The following is a 21,934-nucleotide window of genomic DNA, read 5'->3' as shown; positions in this document are numbered from 1 at the left end:
ATCAGGTTCCCATTTACCAAGGGCTGCTCTGATTGTGCAGCCCTTGGTAAGACGTTGGAAATATGCACAATCTTTGATATTTTTCTTTATAATTAGTAGAATGAAAGCAGAAGCAATTTTCCGATTGCATTGATTGTGGTAGGGGGTAGTATGATGATATGAAGAAAATATTTACTGCACAAAAAAAATTCATTGCTTTCTTTACGATAATCCCACTTCTTACACTAACCGCGTTTATTAAAGCACCGTGCCCGGTATGCGAAGAACATGGTTCGATCCCCACCACCAGCATGGCGTGGGTTAGCGTAAGAAATGTTGAGGCTACTGTTGGGGGCACTTATCTGGCAGTTTGCGGGATTTATCGTGTCTATCTCACTACTGTGACCGTCACGCTGTTAAACACTGGTGATTCAGATGCAAACGGCTATTTAAGCCTTCAATTAGTTGATTATACTACCGGTTATGTGATTGATAATCAGTATGTCGTAGTAAATATTCCGGCTAACATGCAGTTGAAATCATCATACGATATTTCTTTTTTAACCAATGTAGATGATCCGCAAACTGTAACAGTGGCAGCTCGTCCTGTTATAGAACAAATTGCCGACCAGGCCTGCGATGGCACGGGAATGGTTAGGCTAAACGAATGGCCTTTGTGGTATATGATGCAGCATAAAGCTTTGAAAGCACAACAGGAAACCGTTGAAAAACCAGCCTTTATACCGATATTTATACCCCCGGAAGAATGGGAAAGTTCGGACGAATATGAAATGCAAGTATATGATGAATTTTCTGGATACTAATATCTCAGGGAGTGTTAAAAATGGCCAGCTGGCGCAGAGATTTGCAAGAATTAGAATCTTACGTTAAAAACAATCCCCAAATTAGAATTTCGCCCAATGCAGTGACAATAAGAAGTGAGCATCGCCCTGCGTTCTATGAACTGTTCGATAGAACCCGCGCTAGTTTCATAAAGGAGCATTTACATACCGAGCTTGAAAAAAGCAACGAATTGAGCCTTGGTTGGAAATCAGTTTGTAACAGCGTTAAAAACAAGATGGATCTGGAAGCAATCACTGTTCAATCTCCCGTCCGAGATCTGCTATCTGATCCGCTGACGTATTTTACGAAACTTTTATTCCAACCGTTGTTTGATTTACTGAAATCAAATATTGACGCAGATGAGTTTGAAGATAAATCAAAGCAAATAGTAATCAAGAATTATAACAACGATTTTGGCGTTGGTTATCAATATTGGGCTGTGTTAGCGTTAATACAACAATTACAGGCAGATGCGGTTTACACTGTTGTTGCTATTGATGACCAAATTGATACAGCCATGGCAGAGATGGGTCCTGGTGTTCCACCCAAACAAGACACTGTCCCCGAGGCCGAGGCAACAAAAACACTACTGTTCGAAAACGTACACTATTGTTCATTTCTGACTCCCAGAATAATTATTCGGTCAAAATTGCTCAAACGGTTTGTTGCGTTTCGCCCCGGCTTCTACCGAGTTCTTTGGCAGTCACAAAAGCTAAGTGAAAACCAGGAGTGGCTGAACATAAAAAATTTGAAAGATACTGCCCTGGTAGATCTATGGGCAGATCTTGCCTTATATGTATCGGATAATCTTGAAGACCTTGCTTTAATTGCAGACGTTTATAACATGGCTCGGCCAGACATAATCGTTGACTTTGAAGAAAAAGATGGATGGTTCGAGAGTGATGGGATAATGTCAATTTTGGGGCATCATGAAAAGTTGAAGCCAAAATTGGGTAGTTTTTTGATAAGCCGTGTACCTGTTCCGGAATCTGCAAGGTTGAATATTGAAAAACAGATTGTTCAGGATATCGGTATGGATGAATCTTCACCCCAGTATGAAAAGTTAGAACAGATTGATGCAAAAGTGATCGAAGAATCACAAACCAGCAATCAAAATCCAGAAATTACCATAAAGCCGGCTATTGAACTAATATGCGCTGGATATGATTCGAGTAGCATGCAATCGATAGTCAAAAGAATGCTTCCTGAGCCTTCTGCCGTTAAAGATATTACTGCTTCTCCTGATTGTTGTAAATAATGTCTAACAAAATACGATGAAATCATTAGCAGTTATTAAACTGCAGCTATAATATATGGGAATTACTGAAAACCTGATCTGGATGTGCGATATCAATGCGCGGTTCGACGAACATGTAAAGGAACTTTATAAAAGAGAACCTTTCTGGCGATTGTGCTCGACATGCCCGGATGGCCATTGTTGCAGTAAAGTCATATTCCCTGTTCTAAACCGAAAAGGCAATCCGTTTTTAGCTGAAGACTGGTGGATGATGCTGGAATATGCAAGAGATCACTTTAGTGCGGCGGACAGAAGCCAGCTTTACCAAAACATTGTATCCAGCCGAAGTTCTTGCATATTTCTTTTTGGGAACCGTTGTCGTATCCACCCATCCCGCCCCTTGGCATGCCGGTTTTATCCGTATTCCATCTCTTTTCATATTAATCATTATCGATATCCAGTCGGAGAGATTGCGCTACCATCCTGCCCAACTTACGCTTCCAGATTTGGTATTCAAACCGATACAATGTATGTACAAAAGCCACCTATTATGTGTCGTGACGATCAAAATCATAATCTTATAAAAGTAAAACTTAAAAAACGGAAGCCTTTATGGGTGCTGGACGCTAGTGAATTTGTAAAAGAGTATGATTATCAATTAAACAATCGCGAGAAAATTATGCCTCCGTGGGATGAGTTACTGGAATTAGCTGCTGAAACCGGCGGTGCAGAGTGTTCAATACTGCCATATTATGTAGATAAGGTGATTTTTCCTTCACAACCGTAAATAATGCTATTATTTTTCTCCTATGTTTTACATCTTCTACTTACATAGCATCTAAGGCAAATAAGCCCTTTCGGAAGATAATACGTGACACGCTATGTTTTTATGTATTTGGGCTTGCTTTTCCCACGAATAAGCCTCTGCGTATTTCAATGCATTATCGTGGGGTTGATTTGGTGTCCGCCAGGAATTCCATACCAGACATGATCTGTTAAAGACTGATCGGTTATCAAAGGCGTTACTACTTTATGTAAATCAAATGATAATACTCCCCATTGATTACCTGTGAGTTCATCAGTAATGTATTTTGCATAATCAGCAATACCGCACATAATAGGCGGATAAGACCCAACGAAGTATATCGATGCCACAATAACCTCCCTTCTTTTTTTGCCAGGCACGATTATTTGCAAAGTCGATTTGTTATGTTTATGGCAAAGGTTGAGCGATAATTTGCATCAAAGGATATATATCACTGAAAATATAGAATTTTCAACCTAAAAGCCGACCCTGCCTGTTTACCATTGGTCTTGATATACACTGGTAAACAATTTACCTGATTCAATTAGCGCTTAACGATTATTGATCCAGCGAATTATTAAAAAATACCGGAAAGCACAATTTTTACAAGGAATCGTTTAGGATAATCGTTCTACAATCTCACTGTACACGTTTTGCGTTTGGCGGGCGTCTTTCAAATTAAAGATTGAAATCCCATTGGTGGTTTCAATATAAACAAAAGGGGCTGTATTAACATTAACAAATAATTTTACTATACCAAATTCTTTTGTTTTAAAATAACCTTTCAGGTTTGAGCCGACAGCAGAACCATTGGTGCGTTTTTCAATAGTGGGAATTTCTTCAATTAACTTTACTGTGTTAATTGAAGTCCAATTGTATACTTCACCGTACATGCCATGAATTTGTATCCCTTCGTCAAGAATTGTTACCTTTGTTGATTGGGTAGAGTAGAACATAAGAACGCAAACAAAGATTACTGCAACAAAGACAATACCAAGTGGTATAACCAGCTGCTTCCATGCTCCCTTTAACAGTTTTCCATCTGTATTATAGATATTCCCATCGAACTTCTGGGCTTTAACTAAAATAAATATTGTTGCAATGCAAAAAAATATTATAGTTGGAACCAGCACTTGTTTAATTCCCAAAGTTTGTAACACGCCCGCCAGAATGAACATGCCACCATTAACATAGCAATAAATTCCCAGTAGGCGACCCAACCCTTCGGTGTTGACCTTTTTACGTTTTTCTTCTGGCATGGTGTTATAACCAGCAATAAGAAAATACCATTTGAATACATGAACCGACAGCCCAATTCCAATAAGAATTAAACCGATTACTACAAAAATCCACATGAAAGATCCTTAGATAGTATTTAAATATGGCAACCTATTGAATTGAGACTTTAACACCTGGAATATGGTTGCTTCTTCTGGTGAATTGAAAGGAATTTCCCGGGTTTGCTGGAACCTGGGCATTCAACACCTAGATGCTTGTGTTGCGGTAACGGCTGAGTCATGGAAGACAGGATAAACACCTCTTTACAAAGCCCACATTCCACCTTGCAATATACATTGCTCATTTTGCGCCCCTTCAACAACCTGTCTATGGTTATTGTATTATTAATCGGCTATATATTCCTGTACTCCAAATTAAAGTGTCAGCGTCCCCTTTATATAAGTCTATCATATACCCAGATATTTTTAGCGTTAATATTTTCTAATTATTGAATTCTTATTTACTTCAGGATGATGCGGGATTGATATCATTGAAGCTTCGATTTTAAGTAAATCATCGGTAAGAATCAGGATTAATAGTGCTATTAAGGAGATACTGGCATAATGAATATAAAAAAAGTGTTCACATTATCTGCTTGCTTAATAATTCTGTCTGCCTCATTAGCCTTGCTTTCTTCCAATCAAGTAAAAGCAGCGGATGAAAGCGCCTGTGTAACCTGCCATACACGCCATAGCTTTTCAATAAATGAAGCTCGTCAACCTGAGGCTTGTTTGCCCTGCCATCAGGGATTCGATCATCCGCAATACGAAATGTGGTCTACTTCCAAACATGGAATCATTTATGGTATTGAACATCTGTTTTCTTGACCGTGTTAAGGATAGTTTTAATTTTTAAACGGTTCATTAATAGCTGCTTTTTTAAATATTTCTAAGGCTTAGCCACCGCTTTTTGTCTTATATCCTGAGGCATACGTTCAATCGCGTATCTATGGGCGTTTTGGGGGGAAGGTCACTATAGCGCTGCCGAGAAACCCCAGATTAGGGTTAGACTGGTTTGTTAACTACGACGAAAATATGGTTGAACTAGTAGCTAACAATTGTGTTTGGTTTGGAATAGATCTTCTCGATGATAGAAGTAATCAATATTTCGTTTTTAAATCGCTTATCAAGGGCTTTACACAGATTGAGTTTAAATATAAACGCACTCACTTGGATTCAGCAATTCTCAACGAGAAAACCTTTAATATAACCATTCAATGATTTATTCATAACAAGCCTGCCAAATTTACGCAAGCACAACTACCAGTTATTGCACGTTAAATACATTCTGCACTTTTGTAGCGAGAATTATTAATCAATCGGACTTCTTTGCCTGGTGCTCAACATTAAGGGCGTCTATTATTGCTAGAACACGTTGGTTTTCTGGTATATCACTCATAGACTGACCTAGGTGTTTGAAGCGGATGTTACCACTTTTATCTACAATTAGCATAGCCGGCATGCGCCCAAGTTTCATCAGCTTTGTTTGTTGGCCATAGAGATCAGCTATCAGGTGCTGGGGGTCGCCAATGCCTATAAAGGGCATATCGTTTTCTTTCCACCATTGGGCAAAGCTTTTCTTATCTTCCGGGCCTATAGCTATAATCTCGGTATCCCGATCCACAAACTCCCGGTAATCTTGGCGCAAATGCGCCATATGCCTTCGGCAGTATGGTCACTGAAAGCCGCGGTTAAAAACCAGTAAAACGTTTTTAATGCCCTTAAAGTCAGAGAGTTTTACCAAGCGGCCTTCGCTGTCAGCAGCGCTGAATTCAAGAGCTGTAAAGGGTTCAAAGTTGTTCATCTATGCTCGCTCCATCAATTATTTCCTGCATTATATTTTTCTTAGTCGATAGAAGAAGGGTCCCAACAGTTTCGCAAATTTTCATTGAAGTTACTGAGAGTTATCATGTCCTCCTGGGACAGGGCAAAATCAAAAACATCAGCATTCTGTCTTATGTGTTCCTGTTTAGCCGCTTTTGGAATAACGACGATCCCCAATTGCAACACCCATCTAATTAATATCTGGGCTGTGCTTTTACCATATTTATTTGCGATTGAAACCAAATGTGCATCATTAAGCTTGTTTCCCCTGGTTAGAGGACTATATGATTCCAGTTGAATTCCGCTTGCCTTGCAAAAATCAAAAAGGTCTTGTTGATACAGATACGGGCTGAATTCTACCTGGTTAATAGCGGGGATAACTGAAGAGTCTTCCATAAGTTGTTTCAGGTGTCTGATGGTAAAGTTGCTGACGCCAACTGAGCGGCACTTGCCGGTTTTGAGCAACTCTTCCATGGCTTTCCATGTTTCTAATCGCCGGCCACCAGGCCAGTGGATAAGATAAAGATCAACATACGACAGCCCCAATTTTGCAAGGCTTTTATTACAGGCTTCGAGTGCAGGTTTATAGCCAAGGTCGTCTTTCCATAATTTTGTGGTTATGAAAATATCTTCTCGTTTACGTCCACTTTCACGTATGGCCTTTCCAACTTCCTCTTCGTTGTGATATGCGGCAGCGGTGTCAATGTGCCTGTAACCTGCATCTAGAGCACAGCGGACGGTCAATTCAGCTTCTTTGCCAGTGATTTGCCAGGTTCCGAGGCCGAAAATAGGCATCTCGACACCATTATTAAGCTTGACTGTAGTATTTATGTTGATTTCCTTCATGTTACGACAAAAACCTGCTTATTCAAATTTTTTACACCTACCGCAAAATAATTTGTATTAGCGTTAAGCGGCAAAGTGTTTACCATGCACCATATAGCCAACTTGCGGGTTGGCTATTATTCATTTCTCAATTTCGTCCTTGGTAATCTTCAAAAAAACTTTATCACCAATTTTTTCTATTTCATCAATTTCGATAACAACTTTTTTAATTACGCCGCTCTTCACAATAAACTGGTTAATTGTCCAATTCGAAACATCAGTGTTAGCATCAGCAACCTTCTCTACTTTATTGGCGTTCTTATCGAACACTTCTTTCCTTATTGCTTCACTGATAAGCATACACCCTCCCCCAGAGCTTATTATCAGCTCGTTTTTATTCAAAAATGCGCCTGCATAGGCGCTATCATCTTATAGATGGCTTAATTAACTGCGGTATTTCTATAAAAATAGCGAATGCTTTATGTAAACTACTATTTTAATACTTTTTCCAAAATACCCTTGACTCCCTCGCCACCTTTACTCTGAACAAAGGAAAGAATTATTGGTATAAATTTGCCGATCATGCCACCACCTAAGCCGAGCTTTGTAAAACCGCCGGCCAGGCCGGCTAAGCTGCTACCCCCACCCATCATCTTGCTTACACTACCCAACATTCCCCCTCCGCTCGCCGGGGCAGCACTAATCAAGTTTTCAATTCCTGGTACAGCGTTGGATACTTTTGTAAACTCTTCACCGCTGAGTTTGCTTTTGGCCTGTTTGAAGAGTAATCCTGCCCCACCTTGTGCTTGCGCCTCGCTAACTCCCAATTGTTTAGTTAACTGTTCTATTAGTTCCACTAAGTGCCTCCTCACCTTAATAGCAACGTTACAATAAGTATATGCCATTAATTAATCAATTGAAACACTCTTGTTTAAAAATTCTGTAGTAACAGTGGAATAAAAAGAATGCGTTTTTTCATTAGTAAATCGTATAAAAGGTTCTTGTAAAATAGCCTAACCAGCTAGTTTGATTAGATTCTTTTTTTCCTGAAGATACGTTTGCGGAATACTACCAGTATTGTAATGACAAATAATAAAAGCGTTGAAACCATTATAAGTGGAATAACTAGAGAAAGTAGCGAAGCGCCAATGGCAGCTGCATTTTCACCCGTTGCGATTACCGAGTTAGCCAAACCACCTGTCGTGGAAGTAGAGGAAAGCCTCGCCAGGACGGTACCACTTTGTATTGTAGCAGCCGCACCGCCACCCACAATAAAGCCAGTCAGCCATTTCAGCATGTTATCATCAATAGGAAGCACCGAAGTCAGCAACAATGTACCTGCCCCTACAGACATCGGTATGGTAATATTATCCAGGAGATTATCTACAAACGGTATATAGTAGGCCGCTATTTCAATAACTGTTGCAGTTCCAAAACAGATCATAGCTGGCCAGCTTCCCAACCACATAAAGCTTTCCTGAGCCGGAAAAAGCCCAAAATGAGCAGCAATACTAGCCACCAGCATTGGTATAAATACCCTGAACCCAGCACTGGCAGCTAATCCAATCCCTAAGGCTATTGCAGCTATTATCTCAGCATCCATATGACTTCATATTATGCCTTTTATTTATTGTTGACAAATAAGCAAATAAAATTATTGCATTGGGATAATATCAATAGAAAATAATATAGACATTATTGATTTCATGGTTTACAATTCATCAATATTTTCTTGGCCGTTAAGTGAAGATACATATTTTAATACAAGGAGAACCGTGATGCGACATTCCAATCTTCGTTTTCTGCTCTTGTTCTGCCTTTCTTTTGTAATGGTTCTTACGATCGGGTGCGGCAAAGAAGTTTCCTTCACTACAGCCAAGCTGAGTGAAGCCACCATGGCCACCGGAGTAACCGGTGATTTCAAACCACAAGATCCAACCACTACATTTTATGCGAACACCGCTGAGATATTTTGTTCGGTCAAGTTGTCCAACGCTCCAGCCGATACCACTGTAACAGGCATCTGGATATATGAAAACGGCCAGGAACAACACTTAACCAATTACGAAATCGACCGTTACAGTATCACTACCGACGGAACACGCTACCTGATGTTTTCTTTAACCAGACCCAATACAGGTTTCCCGATTGGCAATTATAAACTGGTTCTTACAATAGATGAAAAAGAACCTGAAACCTTGAAATTTAAGGTAGTTTCTCTGGAATCTACAAGCCAAACAAAACCAGCCACCACTCCTGTAACTTCACATGCGCCAACTATAACTACAGCAATCAGCAATCCTGCCAGGCTCACAGAAGCTACTATGGCAAATGCGGTTACGGATGACAACAAGCCGATTGGACCGAATACCGTATTCGAATATAATGCGGAGGCTATCTTCTGCTCCGTAAAACTGGTTGACGCTCCCGCCGGTACAAGCATAAATTCTTCATGGATTTATATTGAAGGCGAACTTGATGGTGTAACCAATTACGAAATCGATAGCGCCGAAATTACTGTCGACGGCCCGCAGTATTTGTCCTTTTTGCTAAGTAAGCCGGATGTCGGCTTTCCAGCCGGTGAATACAAGCTGGTTTTATCTATAGACGGTCAGGTAGCAGCTTCCCTGCCTTTTGAGGTGATTAAAGTACGTGATGAGCTAGGGCCTAATTTATATTACGTCATAAACATTACCGAAGGCGAGGAATTGATAGTATTTACCTATTGGAAAGCGGGTGAAAAAGCCCGCATTGATCTTGATATCGAAAGCCCTGATGGCTTTGAGGAACTTACCATTATTTATGATTCCGGTTTTGCATACTTGCTTGTGCCCATGGAAACAATCGTTCCCAAAGTAAGAGCAAATGATGAAAGTGCTGACTTCACGGCAATAACTTCACTTTTAACCAAATTTTATCTGCATTCATTTTCAGAGCAGGATGCCCTCATTGAACTTGGCGAATTGTGCGCTGATGATGGCTCTTGCACAGGTGTTACTATTGATGGGCATGATGTAATTCATGATATAACTCATGAGCGTGCCTGCACTGTTTTCAAATTCAGTTATACGGATGGCTCGAGCACCTATGTATGGATAGAACTTGAAACCGGGCTTGTTTGGCGAATGGAATCATACGCCGGAGATGTTGTTACTATTTTTGAATGGATTGGGATAAGCCTCAACCCGGTGGTCACCCCGGATACTGTGCTTTTCGATTTGCCGGAATGGGTAGAAATAGTAGATATGACCGGAGAATAATCATCTAAGAAACACTTCGTTTATGGTTACTCAAACTCGAATGATACAGCGGGGCAACTAAAGCCCCACTGTATTTGTGCATCCCAGAGTTTAATGTATCTGATATCGTAAACCAAGTGGTTTATTCAGAGCCTTTTGCAGACGGAGATAACAGGCCAGCTAAGGCACCTACTGCAGCAGAACCCAATGCGATTAATGCATCCGGCACGTCCGTTTTTATGCTCACTAAAATAATAGATCCAATAATGGCAGCCACTGCAACTATACCGAGGAAACATACAACCATGCTGTAGACTCCGGTATCTGGAATACCAGCACGAGCTTGCTCTTCAGCCTTCTTTTTTACTTCTTCAATAACTTTATTAGTTTTTTAAGGTTCTTCTTTTATCTGCTCTAAGTAATCGGGCTCATCCATTAGGATTTGTGCCATGCAATCAACAGATTTTTCATCTTCAGCTTCCCCAATTTGTCGTTGTCCTTTTAGAAATGACCCTTTTGAATTCTAGCAAAACTCTCATGCGAGTAAGAATATATTTTACCGTTTGTGGATAAATATCTGAAGGCTTTTTGTATCTTTTGTCTACGCTAAGAGGTATAAAAATAGAAATGCTTGGCATATAATTTATTGCATACACTAAGTACTGTAAGGGAGCCAATAAATTGGAACGGTTGGAATTCGAGCGGCTGGTAAAAGAAGCTCTTGATGAATTACCTGATGAATTACATTCCCAGCTGGAGAATGTAGCAATATCTGTTGACGATTGGCCAACAAAATACCAAATCGTTAAGGCAGGTCTAACGCCGCCAGTATTCAAATATGGATTGCCCATTTTAAAGTATTTCTCTGGCGGCGGTCTTTACCGGTTGCTATTTAAAGAGCTTTTTGCTCACCGCCACTTCCAAGTCGAGCTTTACGCTGTTCCAACCTGGCTTGAGCTTGAGCAATAACTACATCTTTCTTGACTTCATCGTTCATTTCGCCCAAAGCTCTCTCGAACCTGACATCAGCAACGTCAGCCCGGCGTTGAATACGATCTGCAACAGCATCAATAGACACGTTGCCGCCAGTCGAAGCAATCTTGCCCGCTTCCTTAATGGCTTTGGCGGCATTCTCTTTAGCCTTGGTAGCCATATCCATTGCTTCTAATCGCTGAACCTGTTGTAACATATTCTGGTACCTGGTCCTGAGAGTTGAAGCCGCCTCCGAAAGAGCCCTGGCTGTTTTTTGCCCAGCATCAATCTCCTGGACTTTAGTAGTCGCTCGCTGCTCTAAACCAATTAGCCTGGCTTCCAGAGGTGTCGCAAGATAGTCATTGTCCGGCTTATTGTCGCTCAGAATAAAGTCGATATTCTGGTTGAGTTCCTTGATCTGATAGTTTATCTGCTCATCTTCTCTCTGCAATGTGCGAACATGTCCGGAAGCGATTGCAGTGGCATCTTCCAGATCTTCCAGGGCGTTTTCCAAGTCTCTCACATATTGTTTGACAGCTCCGATCGAATTTAAGTCAACCACCTTATCCAGCAAAGAATGGGCAGCGCTGAGGGCTGCGATACGTGCCTTTTCGAACAAACTTGCCATGTCAGCCTCCTAGATTATGATTATTTGTCTTTTTATTCTATTCCACATTTGTGGTCGTTTCAATCAATCTCGGGCGTGTAACCTACCAGCGCGAAGAACCCCCTCTACTGCGGCCTCCGCCAAAGCTACTGGAGGAGCTACTTCTTGAACCCCAGCTTGTTGAGCCGCCTCTTGGAGTTGAAAACCGGCCGGAAGGCCGACTGCCTCCAGTGCTGGTACCAAAAGGACGGGGATTTGCAGGACGCTGAGATCCCCAGTTTCCGCTATTGCTTAGTATACTGCCCAGCGCTGTCCATAGTATTGGAGCAATATCAATCGAGGTGCCGGTTGTTGTGTTGCCGGAAATTGGCCATGGCCCTTGGAAGCTTCCGTTCACATCTTCTTTAGCTATTTTGTAAGCCTTATCTGCATCTGCTTCTGCTTTTTTTGCCAGCGAAAGCTGATCCTGAGCGTTGCCGGCACTCTCCACTTGTTTTAGTGTTACTTCTGCACTGTTCAAATAACCTATGGCGCTACTTTTTACCACAGCGCGGTGGTCGTTTATGTATTCCCTGACTATCGATACTTTGGCACTCGCGTCTCGTTTGGTACTTTCTGCTTTTGCCCGTAGACGCACGGCAGCCTCGTGCTCGTTACGTGCCTGAGCTAGTATTCTATCGGCAGATTCGTTTGCCTCACGAGCCAGTTTATTGACTTTAAAATAATCCGGTTTTTCACTTCCCAGCTCTTCCCCGGCAAGGTTGTTTTTTTCTTCTGCTACCTTGAGCTCTTCCTCCAGGCTCTCACGAATATCTTCGTCATACTTGTTTATATAATCCCATGCCAAATCGATATCGGCTTTAGCTGCTGCAATCTCCCGCGGGGCGGCGCTTTGTTCGATTTTCAGGTTCTCCTCTAATTTAAAAAGAGAAGAAATTAGAGCCTGGGAATCATCCAGCCAAACATTAGCATTACTGATAAGCTCCAATGCCAAATGCCATTCTTGTTGTTGCTCATCGCAAGCCTGGCGCGCTTGCTCAAGCGCTTGCAACGCCCAGATCACCCTATTCTCAGCTTCAGTGCCGTTGCCTTGGACAGACTGCCATGAGTCTTCATTGTATTGCTCGGCAAGACTCTCAAATTTATCTCTGCCCTGAATTATAAATTCCTTAATTTTTTCTATACGCTGTTGCAGTGAGCCAATAGCTATCGTTGCCTGCTCCTTTTTCTGCGGCAAGTTTTCGGTAGCCTGTATTGATTTTCGTATCTGCTCATCAGCCTGATCAACCAGCTTAAGTGCTTGTTCAAACCGCTTGCCAGATGCCTCGTTTCTGGCCTGGTCGAGTATCAGGCTCCCGCCGGACAGAAGCTCAGCTGGGTATTTTGTCTTATATCCATCTTTTTTTCGCTGTTCAATTTTAGTCAGAGCGTCTTCTATCGCCCTGCTGGTACGTGCTGCCTTTTCTGGAAAAGCATCTATAATACGTAAGACGGATTCAGCCTGCCCATCTGTGTTATTTGCAATCTGCCGGGCTTCATCCACTTTATCTAAAAGTTTTCTATATTCAGCTTCGATATTCTTGAGCTCAACTTCTCCCATTTTGGGATTTTCCGGATTTCCGGCACTATGGGCTAACTGACTGTAACGCTCAGAACTTTGCGCTGCCAGTAGTTTTGCTCTACCCAATTCACGGCTTAGATTATCTACCTGGTCAGAGGATGCTCTTACTCCAATTACATTTACTTTAATTTCAAGCATCTTCAAGTTGTCGTTCAACTCATTTATTCCAGCTGCAGCCCCCTGTTTGGCAAGCAGGGCTTTTTGTCTGGAAGATTTAACCTGGCTCCGATTCCTCTGCCATAGAAACAACAAGGCGCCAACAGCCATAATGACCCCAAGAGCCAACAAAATCCACCAGAACACACTAGATTGTTGAGAGGGTGGTTCAACCTGGCCGTCCTGCTCGATCAAACGATGGATCTCCTCCAACCCCTTAACAGTACCGGTTGCATATTCCCCCTCGCGAAAATAGGCATTCATAATTTCACTCTGTATAGACAACCACTTGTCACCAAGTACATCATCCCAAAATGAGCCAAAATATATACCCGTTTCTCGTTCTTCAAGGGCAATCAAAACCACTATCAGGTTGTTTTTACGTACACCGTCGGTATCAGTCCATGAAGGACTGTTCTGTTCAATTTGCTGTTCATAACGATCCAGGTTTCCGGCATCTCCGTAACTTGTTATTGTCCGGACCCGAACATCTGCCCCAAGAGCTAATAGCTCATCAACCGCCTGTTCAACGCTTCCAATCCGATCTCCAAAAATCCCAGCATCATCTACTACAGTAAGTTGATCGTAATTAAGCGCAAATACAGGCTTAGTAATACTACCAAGTAAAACAAAGCTCGTGATGAAAAGCGCAAGTAAAAATTTATTCTTCATATTTCCTGACTAGTTGATTATAACAATAAATATTTGTGAGTTAATAAACCACTATTTACCTGTGTTTAGTACTGTTGAGCTAAATAATATTTAAAAATTTATCAGCTTAATTCTAGACCATTAAATCAATGCAAGCAATAGATTATTATGTAATGTTACCATTTATAAAGATTTGGGGGCTGGCCAGCAAAGGCATGGTAGAGGCGCAATGCCTCACCTTCCTTACACTAGTCATGATCCAATTTTTCAAAGCCTACAACTTCCGTTCTGACAAGAAGTCTATATTTGAGATTGGTATGTTCAAAAATACATGGCTGAATCTCGCCGTACTTTCACAAATTGTGCTGATGTGGATCATTATTGAGGTGCCACTCTTTAATGATCTATTCAATACGTATCCCCTAGCTGTCCTTGAATGGGTGATAGTTACGCTCCTCGCCGGGACTATCTTCCCGGTCTTGGAGATAAGTAAAGCCGTTATAAGGTGGCAAGAAAGAAAAGCGGCAATGCAAATTGAGCCTTGACCCCGGAACCTGTTGTACTTATCCAGCTCTAGCTATGATGTTTATATAAGAAGTCCTCGATCTCGTCGATAAAAGCCAATGTATCTTTCTCAATTTGCTTTGTTAAGGCATTCAAATCGCCGAAGTCAGGGTTATCGGCTAAGGTGTATTCCACAATCGAATCAACGCCTTTTCCACCTGCGGGTATTCGGTATTTCGTCCAGTCATCTTCCTTAAACAATTTCCGGTATTCTGATTGAATCTGTTTATTCTGTGCGGCTAACCAGATTTCAAATCTGATTTTTTCATGAATAAGTACTATCGCTATTTTCAATTTTCTGCTTGTCAATTCTATTGGGAAAATCGGAAAGTATGTCATATCCATATAGCCCTGGTAAATATTCCCGGGTGCAAAATCAGGGTATTTCTTGCTAAAATGCATCCTCAAATCCATAACGTAGCCCATCAAGCCTTGATAAGCCTTTTGAACAACGCCCTTCTCCAGTTGTTTTTGATATTCTTCTATATATTCCTTTAATGATGCCATACTAGTCCTCCTATCTGTGATACCATTGCAACATCCGGCAGATTCTGAAGCCGAGCCAGATAAGCTCGAGATAATAGCTTTAACTCTGCTTTATTTCCCTGCTGTTGTATGAACAGTCCAAAAAGCCGTCTTCTTTTCTTTTGTCGAAGAACCACTGGATTCCTTTGTTGATGTCCGGATTTTCCGCGGCAAATCCCAATAATGATAGAGCCTCCATGGCTGTTAAAAGATTAGGCCACCAAAATACAAACCTTGTCCAATAGCTGGCTGCCTTGTATGAAGAATAAACATCAGGTTGAAAGAATCTTGATTTCAGGAGATTGGCGGCAGTTCCGGCTTCTTCTAATTGGCGATACACAGGATGAACAGCAAACGCTTTTAACACCATATCTGTCCAGTTGTGTGAAAGAGGTTGTGACCTGACCGGTTCCACTGGTTCTTCATAAGATGATGTCAAACGGTACATAGTCCTACCATCGAAATGATGGGTTAGTATGGGAATTGTCCATCCGCCATCATCCTGACGCATTTTAAGCAGCCACTGCATCCCCTTTTCCACACGCGGATCATCAACATATCCTGCCTGAATCAATAGAGCCAGGATATAGCCGGTGTAATAGGTGGCATACTGGTTACCTATAAACCCGCGGATATCACCTTCAGTGGTCTGGAATGAAAATATGTACTCGGCAGCTTTTCCAACGTGCATAGACTCTCGGGTGAACCGATATCTTTCAACCATTATCCTCCCCGCCGGTACTTTTTATTTAGACGTAGCTTATCGAGACTGCAATTTAAACACAGTCCGTTATGGCAGCATATCATCCCGCCGCATCCAGGGCAGCGCCATTTTACTGCTTCCTCTTCTAAAAATTTTGTAATGCCGTGCTGTTTTATGAAGTTGAGGTTTTCTATCATGCTCATGTGATATTTGGTGCGATAACGTTTATCAAGATCTTTTAACCTGGTACAAGGAAATTTCTCACATTCATAACAAAAACGTACAAGCCCTTTTCCCACCAGATCACATTGTCGTGCCATGAAGGTACAGTTTTTACCACGCGGCCGGCAGCCAGGACAGTATTTTCTGGCGAACCCCTTTTTATTAAGGTCGGTTTTCATCGCCAGGTAGCTGACGCATAACCCGCAATTCATCCCACAAGGGGCAATAAGTCTCTCTTCCATCTCCGTTTACTACTCATTACCAGAAAATTTCCTATATTTAATACTATTAAGTACTGTATGAAGTTAGCTTATTCACATTGTATCCAATGAGCAGGGTATTTGTTAGTCTCTCACCTTGATTATTACGACTTCGATGCTAACTTCCTTTGCTTGATAACACGATATTCTCTTTAGATAAGAGGCGGGAAAGATAACCTACAACCACCCAGACGACAGCCGTTCCAATAAAATACCATAAAGCAAAAGCCCATGAGGCTAAGTTAATAGCTCCTGTAGCAATCCCTATCGGGAGTCCCATCATTAATCCAAATCCGACTATAAACGACGGCGCTATTGCTATATCTGGGTTATTGGCGAGAGATACGAGTACCATGAATGCAAGCAGTCCAAAGAGCAGCAAGGGATTTATGATAAAGCCGGTTAGCATCGCTGGGACTGGCAGTACAAAATAACCTAGAGAGGGAATAATCGTTGTCAAATTGATTACTAGCAATACCAGGAATGTGGATATAACAGAGATACCAAACCCCGGCAGGAAAATTGCCACACTTTTCCCCATCCATAATGCTATGGGGTTGATCGGCGTAGCTAAGAGGCACTCAATATTGCCATTGATTTTTTCTTTAGTTATAGGCAGGCTGGCAAACGACCAGGTGAAAGCCATAAGTACAAGAAGAGGTAAGAAGTATGCAACCAGACTTATTATTAATTCCAACAATGGTCTAGCTGACTCTTCTCCCAACCAGGCTTGCCTGCTCAAAGCGTAACTAATGCCCGCTGCTGCGGCAATGGTAACCACGGTAGCTACTATGATCATAATCCGAAAGGCATTGGTTTGTCTGAGTTCCCGGAAGTCTCTTTGGATAATAACGCCCATAGTTGTCAAGCTCCTATTGCGAGAGGACAATCCTTTCTCTGGTGAGACGCGGCCTCAATAAAATAGCAATAACGCCGATCACCCCAGCCAGGCCAAGATTCGTCACTGTGAATGACCATGATGAGGCATCCAGGACCTGGTGTACTGCCAGGTTGATCATTAACGAAGCAAAGACGGGTAAAAATACCTGAACAATAACATTTCCAGTAGCTGGCTTACCACTGAAACCAATTATGTGCACTAGCAGGCTCAAGCTAAGATAGATAAGCGGTACCCCTATAAAGCTGCTGATCACTATCCAGGGATTGATCAGAAAACCTACACTCGGAACAAAGTAAATATAATTGACCGCTAGCAGTGAAATTAAACCAAGGACTTCTCCTAAAACTAACCCAGGTAGGAAAACTGCCAGACTTTTACCTATCCAAATATGGCTCACTTTAAGTGGTGTCGCCAACAGGCATGCTATGTTTCCTCTGGTCTTTTCCTTTGTCATGGTCTGGAAGGCAAACACGTTCATATTTACTCCGATACCAATAAGCGAGGAGCCATAAACGACTACACAGAGAAAGGTTTCCAACATGTGCCGATCGGGTATTTCTGCCTTCATTGCCGGAGCTATCGCCAAAATACAAAAGGCTACCACTAGACTGGCAACGCATATTAACACCACCGCTATTGCCACAGCGATTACGATCTTCATTCGAAGGTTGTTTCCAATACTGGTGGTAGTTATAAGTGCTATGTCTCTCATACCGGCTCTACCTCTTTTAAGATGGATGTGTACATTTCTTCAAGTGTGGCTTCCTGCCGGGTGGCTTTTTCGATTTTTACCTTACGCTCACTTAGCCAGCTTATGATGTCCGAGACCCCTGTACCCTCTTGCGGTGAGAAAATGAGGCTTTTTCCTTTCTTTTCCTTCAGCCCCAGTTGAGGTAGGTTCTTTAGTTCATCCAGCAATGTCTCAGGAGCCTCACCGGCTGTCTCGATTATAACAGTATTACCACCCATCCCACGCTGTAGGCTTTCTGTTTCACCATAAAGCTTTATCTCCCCTCGGTCAATCAAAGCAATACGATTGCAAATTCTCTGTACCTCATCCAGGTTGTGGGAGCTCAGGAATACAGTCTTGTTTTCCTTATGGGCCAGGTCGAGCATAATTTGTCTCACTTCTATCTGTCCCGATGGATCCACTCCCGCTGTAGGTTCATCTAAGACGAGTACCTCGGGATTATGGACCATGGCTCTAGCCAAAGCTAGCCTCTGCCTCATACCCTTGGAATAGGCGCCAACCCTATCTGTTGCCCTGTCACTTAGGCCTACAGCTTTAAGGAGTCCGACTATTTTCTGTCTGGCATCCAATAATTTATAAATTCGTGCGTAAAACTCCAGATTTTCTTCAGCCGTCATGTTGTCGTAAAGACCGTCTGGATCGAGGGCGAAGCCGATTTTTCTCCTGGTTTCACTGTGATTAATGTCCGAACCCATAATAGCCAAACTGCCGGAATTAGCCTGAAGCAATCCCAGAAGTATTCTAATGGTTGTAGTCTTACCAGCTCCGTTGGGGCCGAGATAGCCAAAGATATCCCCTGTTGCTACGGTGAAACTTATTCCTTTTAAAACTTCCCTGTTCCCCAGGGTCTTCCTAACGTTTTCCAGGCTTATCGCTGTGCTCATTTGATATCCTCACGGTAATATTTTTCAGGCTATATTTACCCTTTAGGTTTTCTCTTTGGTTTATTTGTTGACCCAACTTCACGAAATAAGCCCGTGGTGCCTTCCATCGTCTTTTGCATAATGTCGAAAGTGGCAAGATCAAGCCCTCTTTCCAGGTCTCCGAAAACAAGCAGCTTGTCTCCAGCCCTGATATTGAAATCCTTCCGGGCGTATACAGGTATGACAAGTTGACCTCGTTTGCTTACTGTTACCGAGCCGTAAAACCTTTTACCCTCTGAAGTTTCCATATCATCCTTCGCCTGAGTAAGCATTACAAGATAAACCTTATCTAACGAAGTAATCGTAGGGTCTCTCGTAAGGGTTGTCAAGCGAGAATCTAATCTGGGCTATATTTGGGGTGATAAACAATTTCTTAAAAGCTGATTTCTCTTGGGGGAGGGATGATAAACGTGCTAGATGGTAAAGCAGTCGGCTTCGATGTATTAACACAACCCTCTGCCTATAAAAAACAGCATGAGAGCAGCATGCTTAAATCCAAAAGCCTGGTGCTAGTTCTGGGTTACTAAGCAGCTGGATTGTCGCAGCAGGTAAAGGAAATAGCTGATTGCCTGTATTCCATCCCTATTGACAGAACCCGGGCAGAGTCTCTCAACGTAGCCGTAAACGGGGCTATTGTCATGTCCCTTGCTGCCGGCTAAACACTGTTGTCGTTCAACATGGTCAGATAGACCTAACGGTACAGATCAACCCCGCTCTGCCTGAGCCGGTTGGCCTTGGCGATCGAGCAGGCCTCACATCTGTATTTTGAGTCTGCCTTGCTGCGGTCATAGTTGATGGATTTTACCAGCCGGTAACCTCTTGCAGCCGGATGATTGCAGTCAACACAGATGATGTTTTCTTTAACGTGCCAGATCGAGCCCAGTTTTGAGGTAAAGATCAGCTTGTCTACCCAGAAGAAGATAAGCCCGCCGATAAGGTTGGCAATTGAAGCTGCCAGCCACTCTTCGGCTGTACCGAAGATAGAAGAGGAACCCTTTACCAGGGCAATAATAGGCGCCAGGATGGGAGTGCTGAGCTGCCAGCGGACCAGATAAAGTGCATATCGTTTTAACATTATTACTCTTCCGTGCTGTTATTGGTCTGCCTTTGATGAGCAAGCCAATATTATAAAGCTAATGCATTAAAAAGGCATTTAAATACCAGGCTGCTTTGACACGATATTTACCTGTGGTATAGCAGATATGTCAACTTTACCAGGAGTCCTCAGTCAGGCTGGCATGCATCCTGATTTGGGGCGGGGCATTGGCCTGTGGTCAATGCAGATTCCTTGGTGCTGAAATATAAATAACTTTATTTGTATTATTTTATTATTCGATTATCACACCTGTGCCATAAGCAATACATTCAGCCGCACTCTGCATCACCATAGATGTGCCGAAGCTGAGAGAAATTACTGCATTGGCTCCTTTACTTTCAGCATCCTTTATCATGCGCTGAAGCGCCTGTTCCCTGGCTTCTGCCATCATTTCAGTATATTCCCCAATTTCTCCACCGACTACACCTCTAAAGGCCGCCATGATATCCTTGCCCAAGTGTTTGGCGCGAATTGTTGAACCCCTTACTAGTCCAATTGTCTTAACAATGTTTTTGCCCGGAATCGTAGGCGAGGTCACTACCATCATCTTAGTTTTTTCTCCTTTCAAATGTTTCCTGTTTTCCCTGCTTCTTACTTTCGTATATGGCTACAGCCAGCAGAATAATGACACCTAATCCGGCTGCTCCGAAAATAACATACATAACAACAGGGATGCTTTCAGCCCCAGTTACCATTACCCAGATCATCGCTCCAATCAACGCAATAACGGATATAGCCAATAATACCAGACCGACTTTTTTCATTCTCTTCCCCTTGATTATTGATCTTGAATATTATACACGATAATTCCCCAAATTGAAGCTATCAAAATTACCCTCCTGACTGTATCCAGGTGCAACGAATTTACCAAAACATTCCATGAGAAGACGACAGACGATTTCTTCTTCGCCCTCTGAATCTCTCGGAAAATAAAATTTGGTTCCATGTTTCTATTCTAGCATAGGGCTATTAAGGTATTCGGGTTTGTGGTCATCAATGTTTACATCCGATTAGCTTTCGTATACTCTTCCCCGCCAAATTCGAGGTAACAAGTTGAGTAAGTGTGACATTCAAACCTGCAACTAGAACGATAACCAGAGTTACAAGGTCGTCGTTGGCATAAGTCTTTTCAAAGTCATTAAGAAGGATTCGTTATACTAACGCCATCTAACAACAATGGACTCACGCTGAAACAGTTGTACAGCAATCCGTAATACAAAATAATCTACCACACCTATACCAAATGCCATAATAAGTGCTGAGAATTCAGTAAACCAGATAATTCCACTTATTTGAAGGGCAATCAGCGCCAATACAGGTAAAACCACGAGAACTACAAGATTTTGAGCGCCTTTGGCATCTTTTGCCCTGGAGGAGCCAATAACACCCAGCAGAAAACTTAAAATGGTAACAGCAGGCGTGAATAGAAAGAGGCTGATAAACCAGACAGGGGTCATGACCATATCAAGGAGATAGCCCCATCCCATCGCTGTCACCGCCAGCAAGAAGATACCGGAGCAAATCCAGGTAACGATTAATGAGGGAATAGCCCCCGCCAGGGTTTTACCTAAAAGAAGCTCCCATGTTTTAACCGGAGTTGCCAGTAAAGCTTCGAGGCTTCCCGAAAGTTTCTCATCAACAATACTGAAGGTAGCCACGCTGACGGAAATCATTACTGGAATTAGGAGCATATAGAAACTGAATTGACTGAGAAGAAGCACCTGAAACCGTTCGCCTCCAGATAGTAATGCTACTTCTGGCGTAGCTCTTTGGAGATTTGCCAGGGCATTTTGAAAGATTGTGATATTAAGGGCTGATTCACCGGCGAAATTCACTGCCAGCCAGATACAAAGAATCAATTGCCCGATAATTAGCAGAGGCAAAATAGTAACAAGTAAGGTAGTGTTAATATCTGTAAATAAGAATTGCCACTCTTTCAATAAAATGTTAACA

At 42.2% G+C, this 21,934-nt stretch carries 28 protein-coding genes and 1 pseudogene; 7 read left to right on the top strand and 22 right to left on the bottom strand.

What is annotated here, in order from left to right; genetic code table 11:
* Positions 1–158 precede the first annotated feature (158 nt).
* Genes PHX29_00335 through PHX29_00325 form a run of 3 tightly spaced genes read left to right on the top strand, consistent with a single transcriptional unit; the run spans position 159 to position 2,846 of the window.
* Complete coding sequence (locus PHX29_00335) at positions 159–803, top strand: hypothetical protein (GenBank protein MDD5604363.1); 645 nt, start codon at positions 159–161, stop codon at positions 801–803.
* A 20-nt stretch (positions 804–823) separates the two neighbouring features.
* Positions 824–2,080 (top strand): hypothetical protein, encoded by a 1,257-nt coding sequence (locus PHX29_00330; GenBank protein MDD5604362.1) that lies wholly within the window; start codon positions 824–826, stop codon positions 2,078–2,080.
* A gap of 55 nt (positions 2,081–2,135) precedes the next feature.
* Positions 2,136–2,846 carry a YkgJ family cysteine cluster protein gene (locus tag PHX29_00325; protein ID MDD5604361.1) on the top strand — a complete coding sequence of 237 codons (711 nt, stop codon included), beginning with the start codon at positions 2,136–2,138 and terminating at the stop codon, positions 2,844–2,846.
* A 146-nt stretch (positions 2,847–2,992) separates the two neighbouring features.
* On the opposite strand, the gene PHX29_00320 is transcribed toward PHX29_00325, so the two are convergent.
* Together PHX29_00320 and PHX29_00315 are read right to left on the bottom strand one after the other, a co-directional pair.
* Positions 2,993–3,214, bottom strand: a complete 222-nt coding sequence (locus PHX29_00320) for a hypothetical protein (protein MDD5604360.1) — start codon at positions 3,212–3,214, stop codon at positions 2,993–2,995.
* Between the two features lie 267 nt (positions 3,215–3,481).
* On the bottom strand, positions 3,482–4,219 hold the full coding sequence (locus tag PHX29_00315; protein ID MDD5604359.1) for a DUF3784 domain-containing protein: 738 nt from the start codon (positions 4,217–4,219) through the stop codon (positions 3,482–3,484).
* A 486-nt stretch (positions 4,220–4,705) separates the two neighbouring features.
* Between PHX29_00315 and PHX29_00310 the strand changes: the two genes are divergently transcribed.
* A complete protein-coding gene (locus PHX29_00310; protein MDD5604358.1) occupies positions 4,706–4,969 on the top strand; it encodes a multiheme c-type cytochrome in 264 nt (87 codons plus the stop codon).
* Positions 4,970–5,456: 487 nt separating this feature from the next.
* Here PHX29_00310 and PHX29_00305 read toward each other — a convergent pair.
* The 6 genes and pseudogenes from PHX29_00305 to PHX29_00280 all read right to left on the bottom strand — a co-directional run bounded on the left by PHX29_00305 (position 5,457) and on the right by PHX29_00280 (position 8,393).
* Positions 5,457–5,801 (bottom strand): annotated as a pseudogene (locus PHX29_00305) (redoxin domain-containing protein).
* 15 nt (positions 5,802–5,816) lie between these two features.
* Positions 5,817–5,945 carry a hypothetical protein gene (locus PHX29_00300; protein MDD5604357.1) on the bottom strand — a complete coding sequence of 43 codons (129 nt, stop codon included), beginning with the start codon at positions 5,943–5,945 and terminating at the stop codon, positions 5,817–5,819.
* 41 nt (positions 5,946–5,986) lie between these two features.
* Positions 5,987–6,811: an aldo/keto reductase gene (locus PHX29_00295; GenBank protein ID MDD5604356.1), complete on the bottom strand. Its 825-nt coding sequence runs from the start codon at positions 6,809–6,811 to the stop codon at positions 5,987–5,989.
* A 120-nt stretch (positions 6,812–6,931) separates the two neighbouring features.
* Positions 6,932–7,192 (bottom strand): hypothetical protein, encoded by a 261-nt coding sequence (locus PHX29_00290; protein ID MDD5604355.1) that lies wholly within the window; start codon positions 7,190–7,192, stop codon positions 6,932–6,934.
* A gap of 89 nt (positions 7,193–7,281) precedes the next feature.
* The gene (locus tag PHX29_00285; protein MDD5604354.1) at positions 7,282–7,695 is read right to left on the bottom strand and encodes a DUF2780 domain-containing protein; all 414 of its coding nucleotides are present in this window, start codon (positions 7,693–7,695) and stop codon (positions 7,282–7,284) included.
* Positions 7,696–7,820: 125 nt separating this feature from the next.
* Positions 7,821–8,393 (bottom strand): DUF4126 domain-containing protein, encoded by a 573-nt coding sequence (locus PHX29_00280; GenBank protein MDD5604353.1) that lies wholly within the window; start codon positions 8,391–8,393, stop codon positions 7,821–7,823.
* Positions 8,394–8,568: 175 nt separating this feature from the next.
* Here PHX29_00280 and PHX29_00275 point away from each other — a divergent pair, with 175 nt between their 5' ends.
* A complete protein-coding gene (locus tag PHX29_00275) occupies positions 8,569–10,050 on the top strand; it encodes a hypothetical protein (protein MDD5604352.1) in 1,482 nt (493 codons plus the stop codon).
* A 121-nt stretch (positions 10,051–10,171) separates the two neighbouring features.
* Here PHX29_00275 and PHX29_00270 read toward each other — a convergent pair whose 3' ends face one another.
* The 3 genes from PHX29_00270 to PHX29_00260 form a co-directional block, all read right to left on the bottom strand.
* Entirely contained in the window at positions 10,172–10,336 is a 165-nt protein-coding gene (locus PHX29_00270; protein ID MDD5604351.1) for a hypothetical protein, read from the bottom strand.
* Between the two features lie 585 nt (positions 10,337–10,921).
* Positions 10,922–11,629, bottom strand: coding sequence for a PspA/IM30 family protein (locus PHX29_00265; GenBank protein ID MDD5604350.1), 708 nt, complete (start codon positions 11,627–11,629; stop codon positions 10,922–10,924).
* A gap of 82 nt (positions 11,630–11,711) precedes the next feature.
* Complete coding sequence (locus tag PHX29_00260) at positions 11,712–14,057, bottom strand: TPM domain-containing protein (GenBank protein ID MDD5604349.1); 2,346 nt, start codon at positions 14,055–14,057, stop codon at positions 11,712–11,714.
* A gap of 128 nt (positions 14,058–14,185) precedes the next feature.
* Between PHX29_00260 and PHX29_00255 the strand changes: the two genes are divergently transcribed.
* A complete protein-coding gene (locus PHX29_00255) occupies positions 14,186–14,581 on the top strand; it encodes a cation-translocating P-type ATPase C-terminal domain-containing protein (GenBank protein MDD5604348.1) in 396 nt (131 codons plus the stop codon).
* A gap of 28 nt (positions 14,582–14,609) precedes the next feature.
* Here the strand turns inward: PHX29_00255 and PHX29_00250 are convergent, their stop codons facing one another.
* The 7 genes from PHX29_00250 to PHX29_00220 all read right to left on the bottom strand — a co-directional run bounded on the left by PHX29_00250 (position 14,610) and on the right by PHX29_00220 (position 19,133).
* Positions 14,610–15,107: a hypothetical protein gene (locus tag PHX29_00250; GenBank protein MDD5604347.1), complete on the bottom strand. Its 498-nt coding sequence runs from the start codon at positions 15,105–15,107 to the stop codon at positions 14,610–14,612.
* A gap of 79 nt (positions 15,108–15,186) precedes the next feature.
* Positions 15,187–15,849 (bottom strand): hypothetical protein, encoded by a 663-nt coding sequence (locus PHX29_00245; protein MDD5604346.1) that lies wholly within the window; start codon positions 15,847–15,849, stop codon positions 15,187–15,189.
* On the bottom strand, positions 15,849–16,292 hold the full coding sequence (locus tag PHX29_00240) for a DUF3795 domain-containing protein (GenBank protein MDD5604345.1): 444 nt from the start codon (positions 16,290–16,292) through the stop codon (positions 15,849–15,851). The genes PHX29_00245 and PHX29_00240 overlap by 1 nt, the downstream gene beginning before the upstream one ends.
* Positions 16,293–16,428: 136 nt before the next feature.
* Entirely contained in the window at positions 16,429–17,169 is a 741-nt protein-coding gene (locus PHX29_00235; GenBank protein MDD5604344.1) for a hypothetical protein, read from the bottom strand.
* 13 nt (positions 17,170–17,182) lie between these two features.
* Positions 17,183–17,923, bottom strand: a complete 741-nt coding sequence (locus PHX29_00230) for an ABC transporter permease subunit (GenBank protein ID MDD5604343.1) — start codon at positions 17,921–17,923, stop codon at positions 17,183–17,185.
* Positions 17,920–18,846, bottom strand: coding sequence for an ABC transporter ATP-binding protein (locus PHX29_00225; GenBank protein MDD5604342.1), 927 nt, complete (start codon positions 18,844–18,846; stop codon positions 17,920–17,922). The genes PHX29_00230 and PHX29_00225 overlap by 4 nt, the downstream gene beginning before the upstream one ends.
* A 35-nt stretch (positions 18,847–18,881) precedes the next feature.
* The gene (locus PHX29_00220) at positions 18,882–19,133 is read right to left on the bottom strand and encodes an AbrB/MazE/SpoVT family DNA-binding domain-containing protein (GenBank protein MDD5604341.1); all 252 of its coding nucleotides are present in this window, start codon (positions 19,131–19,133) and stop codon (positions 18,882–18,884) included.
* Between the two features lie 288 nt (positions 19,134–19,421).
* On the opposite strand from PHX29_00220, the gene PHX29_00215 reads away from it, so the two are divergent.
* Positions 19,422–19,544: a hypothetical protein gene (locus tag PHX29_00215; protein ID MDD5604340.1), complete on the top strand. Its 123-nt coding sequence runs from the start codon at positions 19,422–19,424 to the stop codon at positions 19,542–19,544.
* Between the two features lie 32 nt (positions 19,545–19,576).
* Here the strand turns inward: PHX29_00215 and PHX29_00210 are convergent, their stop codons facing one another.
* The 4 genes from PHX29_00210 to PHX29_00195 all read right to left on the bottom strand — a co-directional run bounded on the left by PHX29_00210 (position 19,577) and on the right by PHX29_00195 (position 21,921).
* Complete coding sequence (locus tag PHX29_00210) at positions 19,577–19,960, bottom strand: hypothetical protein (protein MDD5604339.1); 384 nt, start codon at positions 19,958–19,960, stop codon at positions 19,577–19,579.
* A gap of 253 nt (positions 19,961–20,213) precedes the next feature.
* Complete coding sequence (locus PHX29_00205; protein ID MDD5604338.1) at positions 20,214–20,528, bottom strand: YbjQ family protein; 315 nt, start codon at positions 20,526–20,528, stop codon at positions 20,214–20,216.
* A gap of 1 nt (position 20,529) precedes the next feature.
* The gene (locus PHX29_00200; GenBank protein MDD5604337.1) at positions 20,530–20,745 is read right to left on the bottom strand and encodes a hypothetical protein; all 216 of its coding nucleotides are present in this window, start codon (positions 20,743–20,745) and stop codon (positions 20,530–20,532) included.
* 393 nt (positions 20,746–21,138) lie between these two features.
* Positions 21,139–21,921 (bottom strand): ABC transporter permease, encoded by a 783-nt coding sequence (locus PHX29_00195; protein ID MDD5604336.1) that lies wholly within the window; start codon positions 21,919–21,921, stop codon positions 21,139–21,141.
* Positions 21,922–21,934 lie beyond the last annotated feature (13 nt).

This window comes from Dehalococcoidales bacterium, assembly GCA_028717385.1.
Lineage (GTDB): Bacteria > Chloroflexota > Dehalococcoidia > Dehalococcoidales > CSSed11-197 > CSSed11-197.
The sequence above is the reverse complement of the archived record's forward strand: the minus strand, read 5'-3'. Positions and strand labels throughout refer to the sequence as shown.

What these genes read in the sequence shown, in the direction of transcription:
- PHX29_00335 (MDD5604363.1), top strand. Translation starts at nt 159, where the DNA reads ATGAAGAAAATATTTACTGCACAAAAAAAATTCATTGCTTTCTTTACG.
- PHX29_00330 (MDD5604362.1), top strand. Translation starts at nt 824, where the DNA reads ATGGCCAGCTGGCGCAGAGATTTGCAAGAATTAGAATCTTACGTTAAA.
- PHX29_00325 (MDD5604361.1), top strand. Translation starts at nt 2,136, where the DNA reads ATGGGAATTACTGAAAACCTGATCTGGATGTGCGATATCAATGCGCGG.
- PHX29_00315 (MDD5604359.1), bottom strand. Translation starts at nt 4,219, where the DNA reads ATGTGGATTTTTGTAGTAATCGGTTTAATTCTTATTGGAATTGGGCTG.
- PHX29_00310 (MDD5604358.1), top strand. Translation starts at nt 4,706, where the DNA reads ATGAATATAAAAAAAGTGTTCACATTATCTGCTTGCTTAATAATTCTG.
- PHX29_00300 (MDD5604357.1), bottom strand. Translation starts at nt 5,945, where the DNA reads ATGAACAACTTTGAACCCTTTACAGCTCTTGAATTCAGCGCTGCTGAC.
- PHX29_00295 (MDD5604356.1), bottom strand. Translation starts at nt 6,811, where the DNA reads ATGAAGGAAATCAACATAAATACTACAGTCAAGCTTAATAATGGTGTC.
- PHX29_00285 (MDD5604354.1), bottom strand. Translation starts at nt 7,695, where the DNA reads ATGGCATATACTTATTGTAACGTTGCTATTAAGGTGAGGAGGCACTTA.
- PHX29_00280 (MDD5604353.1), bottom strand. Translation starts at nt 8,393, where the DNA reads ATGGATGCTGAGATAATAGCTGCAATAGCCTTAGGGATTGGATTAGCT.
- PHX29_00275 (MDD5604352.1), top strand. Translation starts at nt 8,569, where the DNA reads ATGCGACATTCCAATCTTCGTTTTCTGCTCTTGTTCTGCCTTTCTTTT.
- PHX29_00270 (MDD5604351.1), bottom strand. Translation starts at nt 10,336, where the DNA reads ATGGTTGTATGTTTCCTCGGTATAGTTGCAGTGGCTGCCATTATTGGA.
- PHX29_00265 (MDD5604350.1), bottom strand. Translation starts at nt 11,629, where the DNA reads ATGGCAAGTTTGTTCGAAAAGGCACGTATCGCAGCCCTCAGCGCTGCC.
- PHX29_00260 (MDD5604349.1), bottom strand. Translation starts at nt 14,057, where the DNA reads ATGAAGAATAAATTTTTACTTGCGCTTTTCATCACGAGCTTTGTTTTA.
- PHX29_00255 (MDD5604348.1), top strand. Translation starts at nt 14,186, where the DNA reads ATGCAAGCAATAGATTATTATGTAATGTTACCATTTATAAAGATTTGG.
- PHX29_00250 (MDD5604347.1), bottom strand. Translation starts at nt 15,107, where the DNA reads ATGGCATCATTAAAGGAATATATAGAAGAATATCAAAAACAACTGGAG.
- PHX29_00245 (MDD5604346.1), bottom strand. Translation starts at nt 15,849, where the DNA reads ATGGTTGAAAGATATCGGTTCACCCGAGAGTCTATGCACGTTGGAAAA.
- PHX29_00240 (MDD5604345.1), bottom strand. Translation starts at nt 16,292, where the DNA reads ATGGAAGAGAGACTTATTGCCCCTTGTGGGATGAATTGCGGGTTATGC.
- PHX29_00235 (MDD5604344.1), bottom strand. Translation starts at nt 17,169, where the DNA reads ATGGGCGTTATTATCCAAAGAGACTTCCGGGAACTCAGACAAACCAAT.
- PHX29_00230 (MDD5604343.1), bottom strand. Translation starts at nt 17,923, where the DNA reads ATGAGAGACATAGCACTTATAACTACCACCAGTATTGGAAACAACCTT.
- PHX29_00225 (MDD5604342.1), bottom strand. Translation starts at nt 18,846, where the DNA reads ATGAGCACAGCGATAAGCCTGGAAAACGTTAGGAAGACCCTGGGGAAC.
- PHX29_00220 (MDD5604341.1), bottom strand. Translation starts at nt 19,133, where the DNA reads ATGGAAACTTCAGAGGGTAAAAGGTTTTACGGCTCGGTAACAGTAAGC.
- PHX29_00210 (MDD5604339.1), bottom strand. Translation starts at nt 19,960, where the DNA reads ATGTTAAAACGATATGCACTTTATCTGGTCCGCTGGCAGCTCAGCACT.
- PHX29_00205 (MDD5604338.1), bottom strand. Translation starts at nt 20,528, where the DNA reads ATGATGGTAGTGACCTCGCCTACGATTCCGGGCAAAAACATTGTTAAG.
- PHX29_00200 (MDD5604337.1), bottom strand. Translation starts at nt 20,745, where the DNA reads ATGAAAAAAGTCGGTCTGGTATTATTGGCTATATCCGTTATTGCGTTG.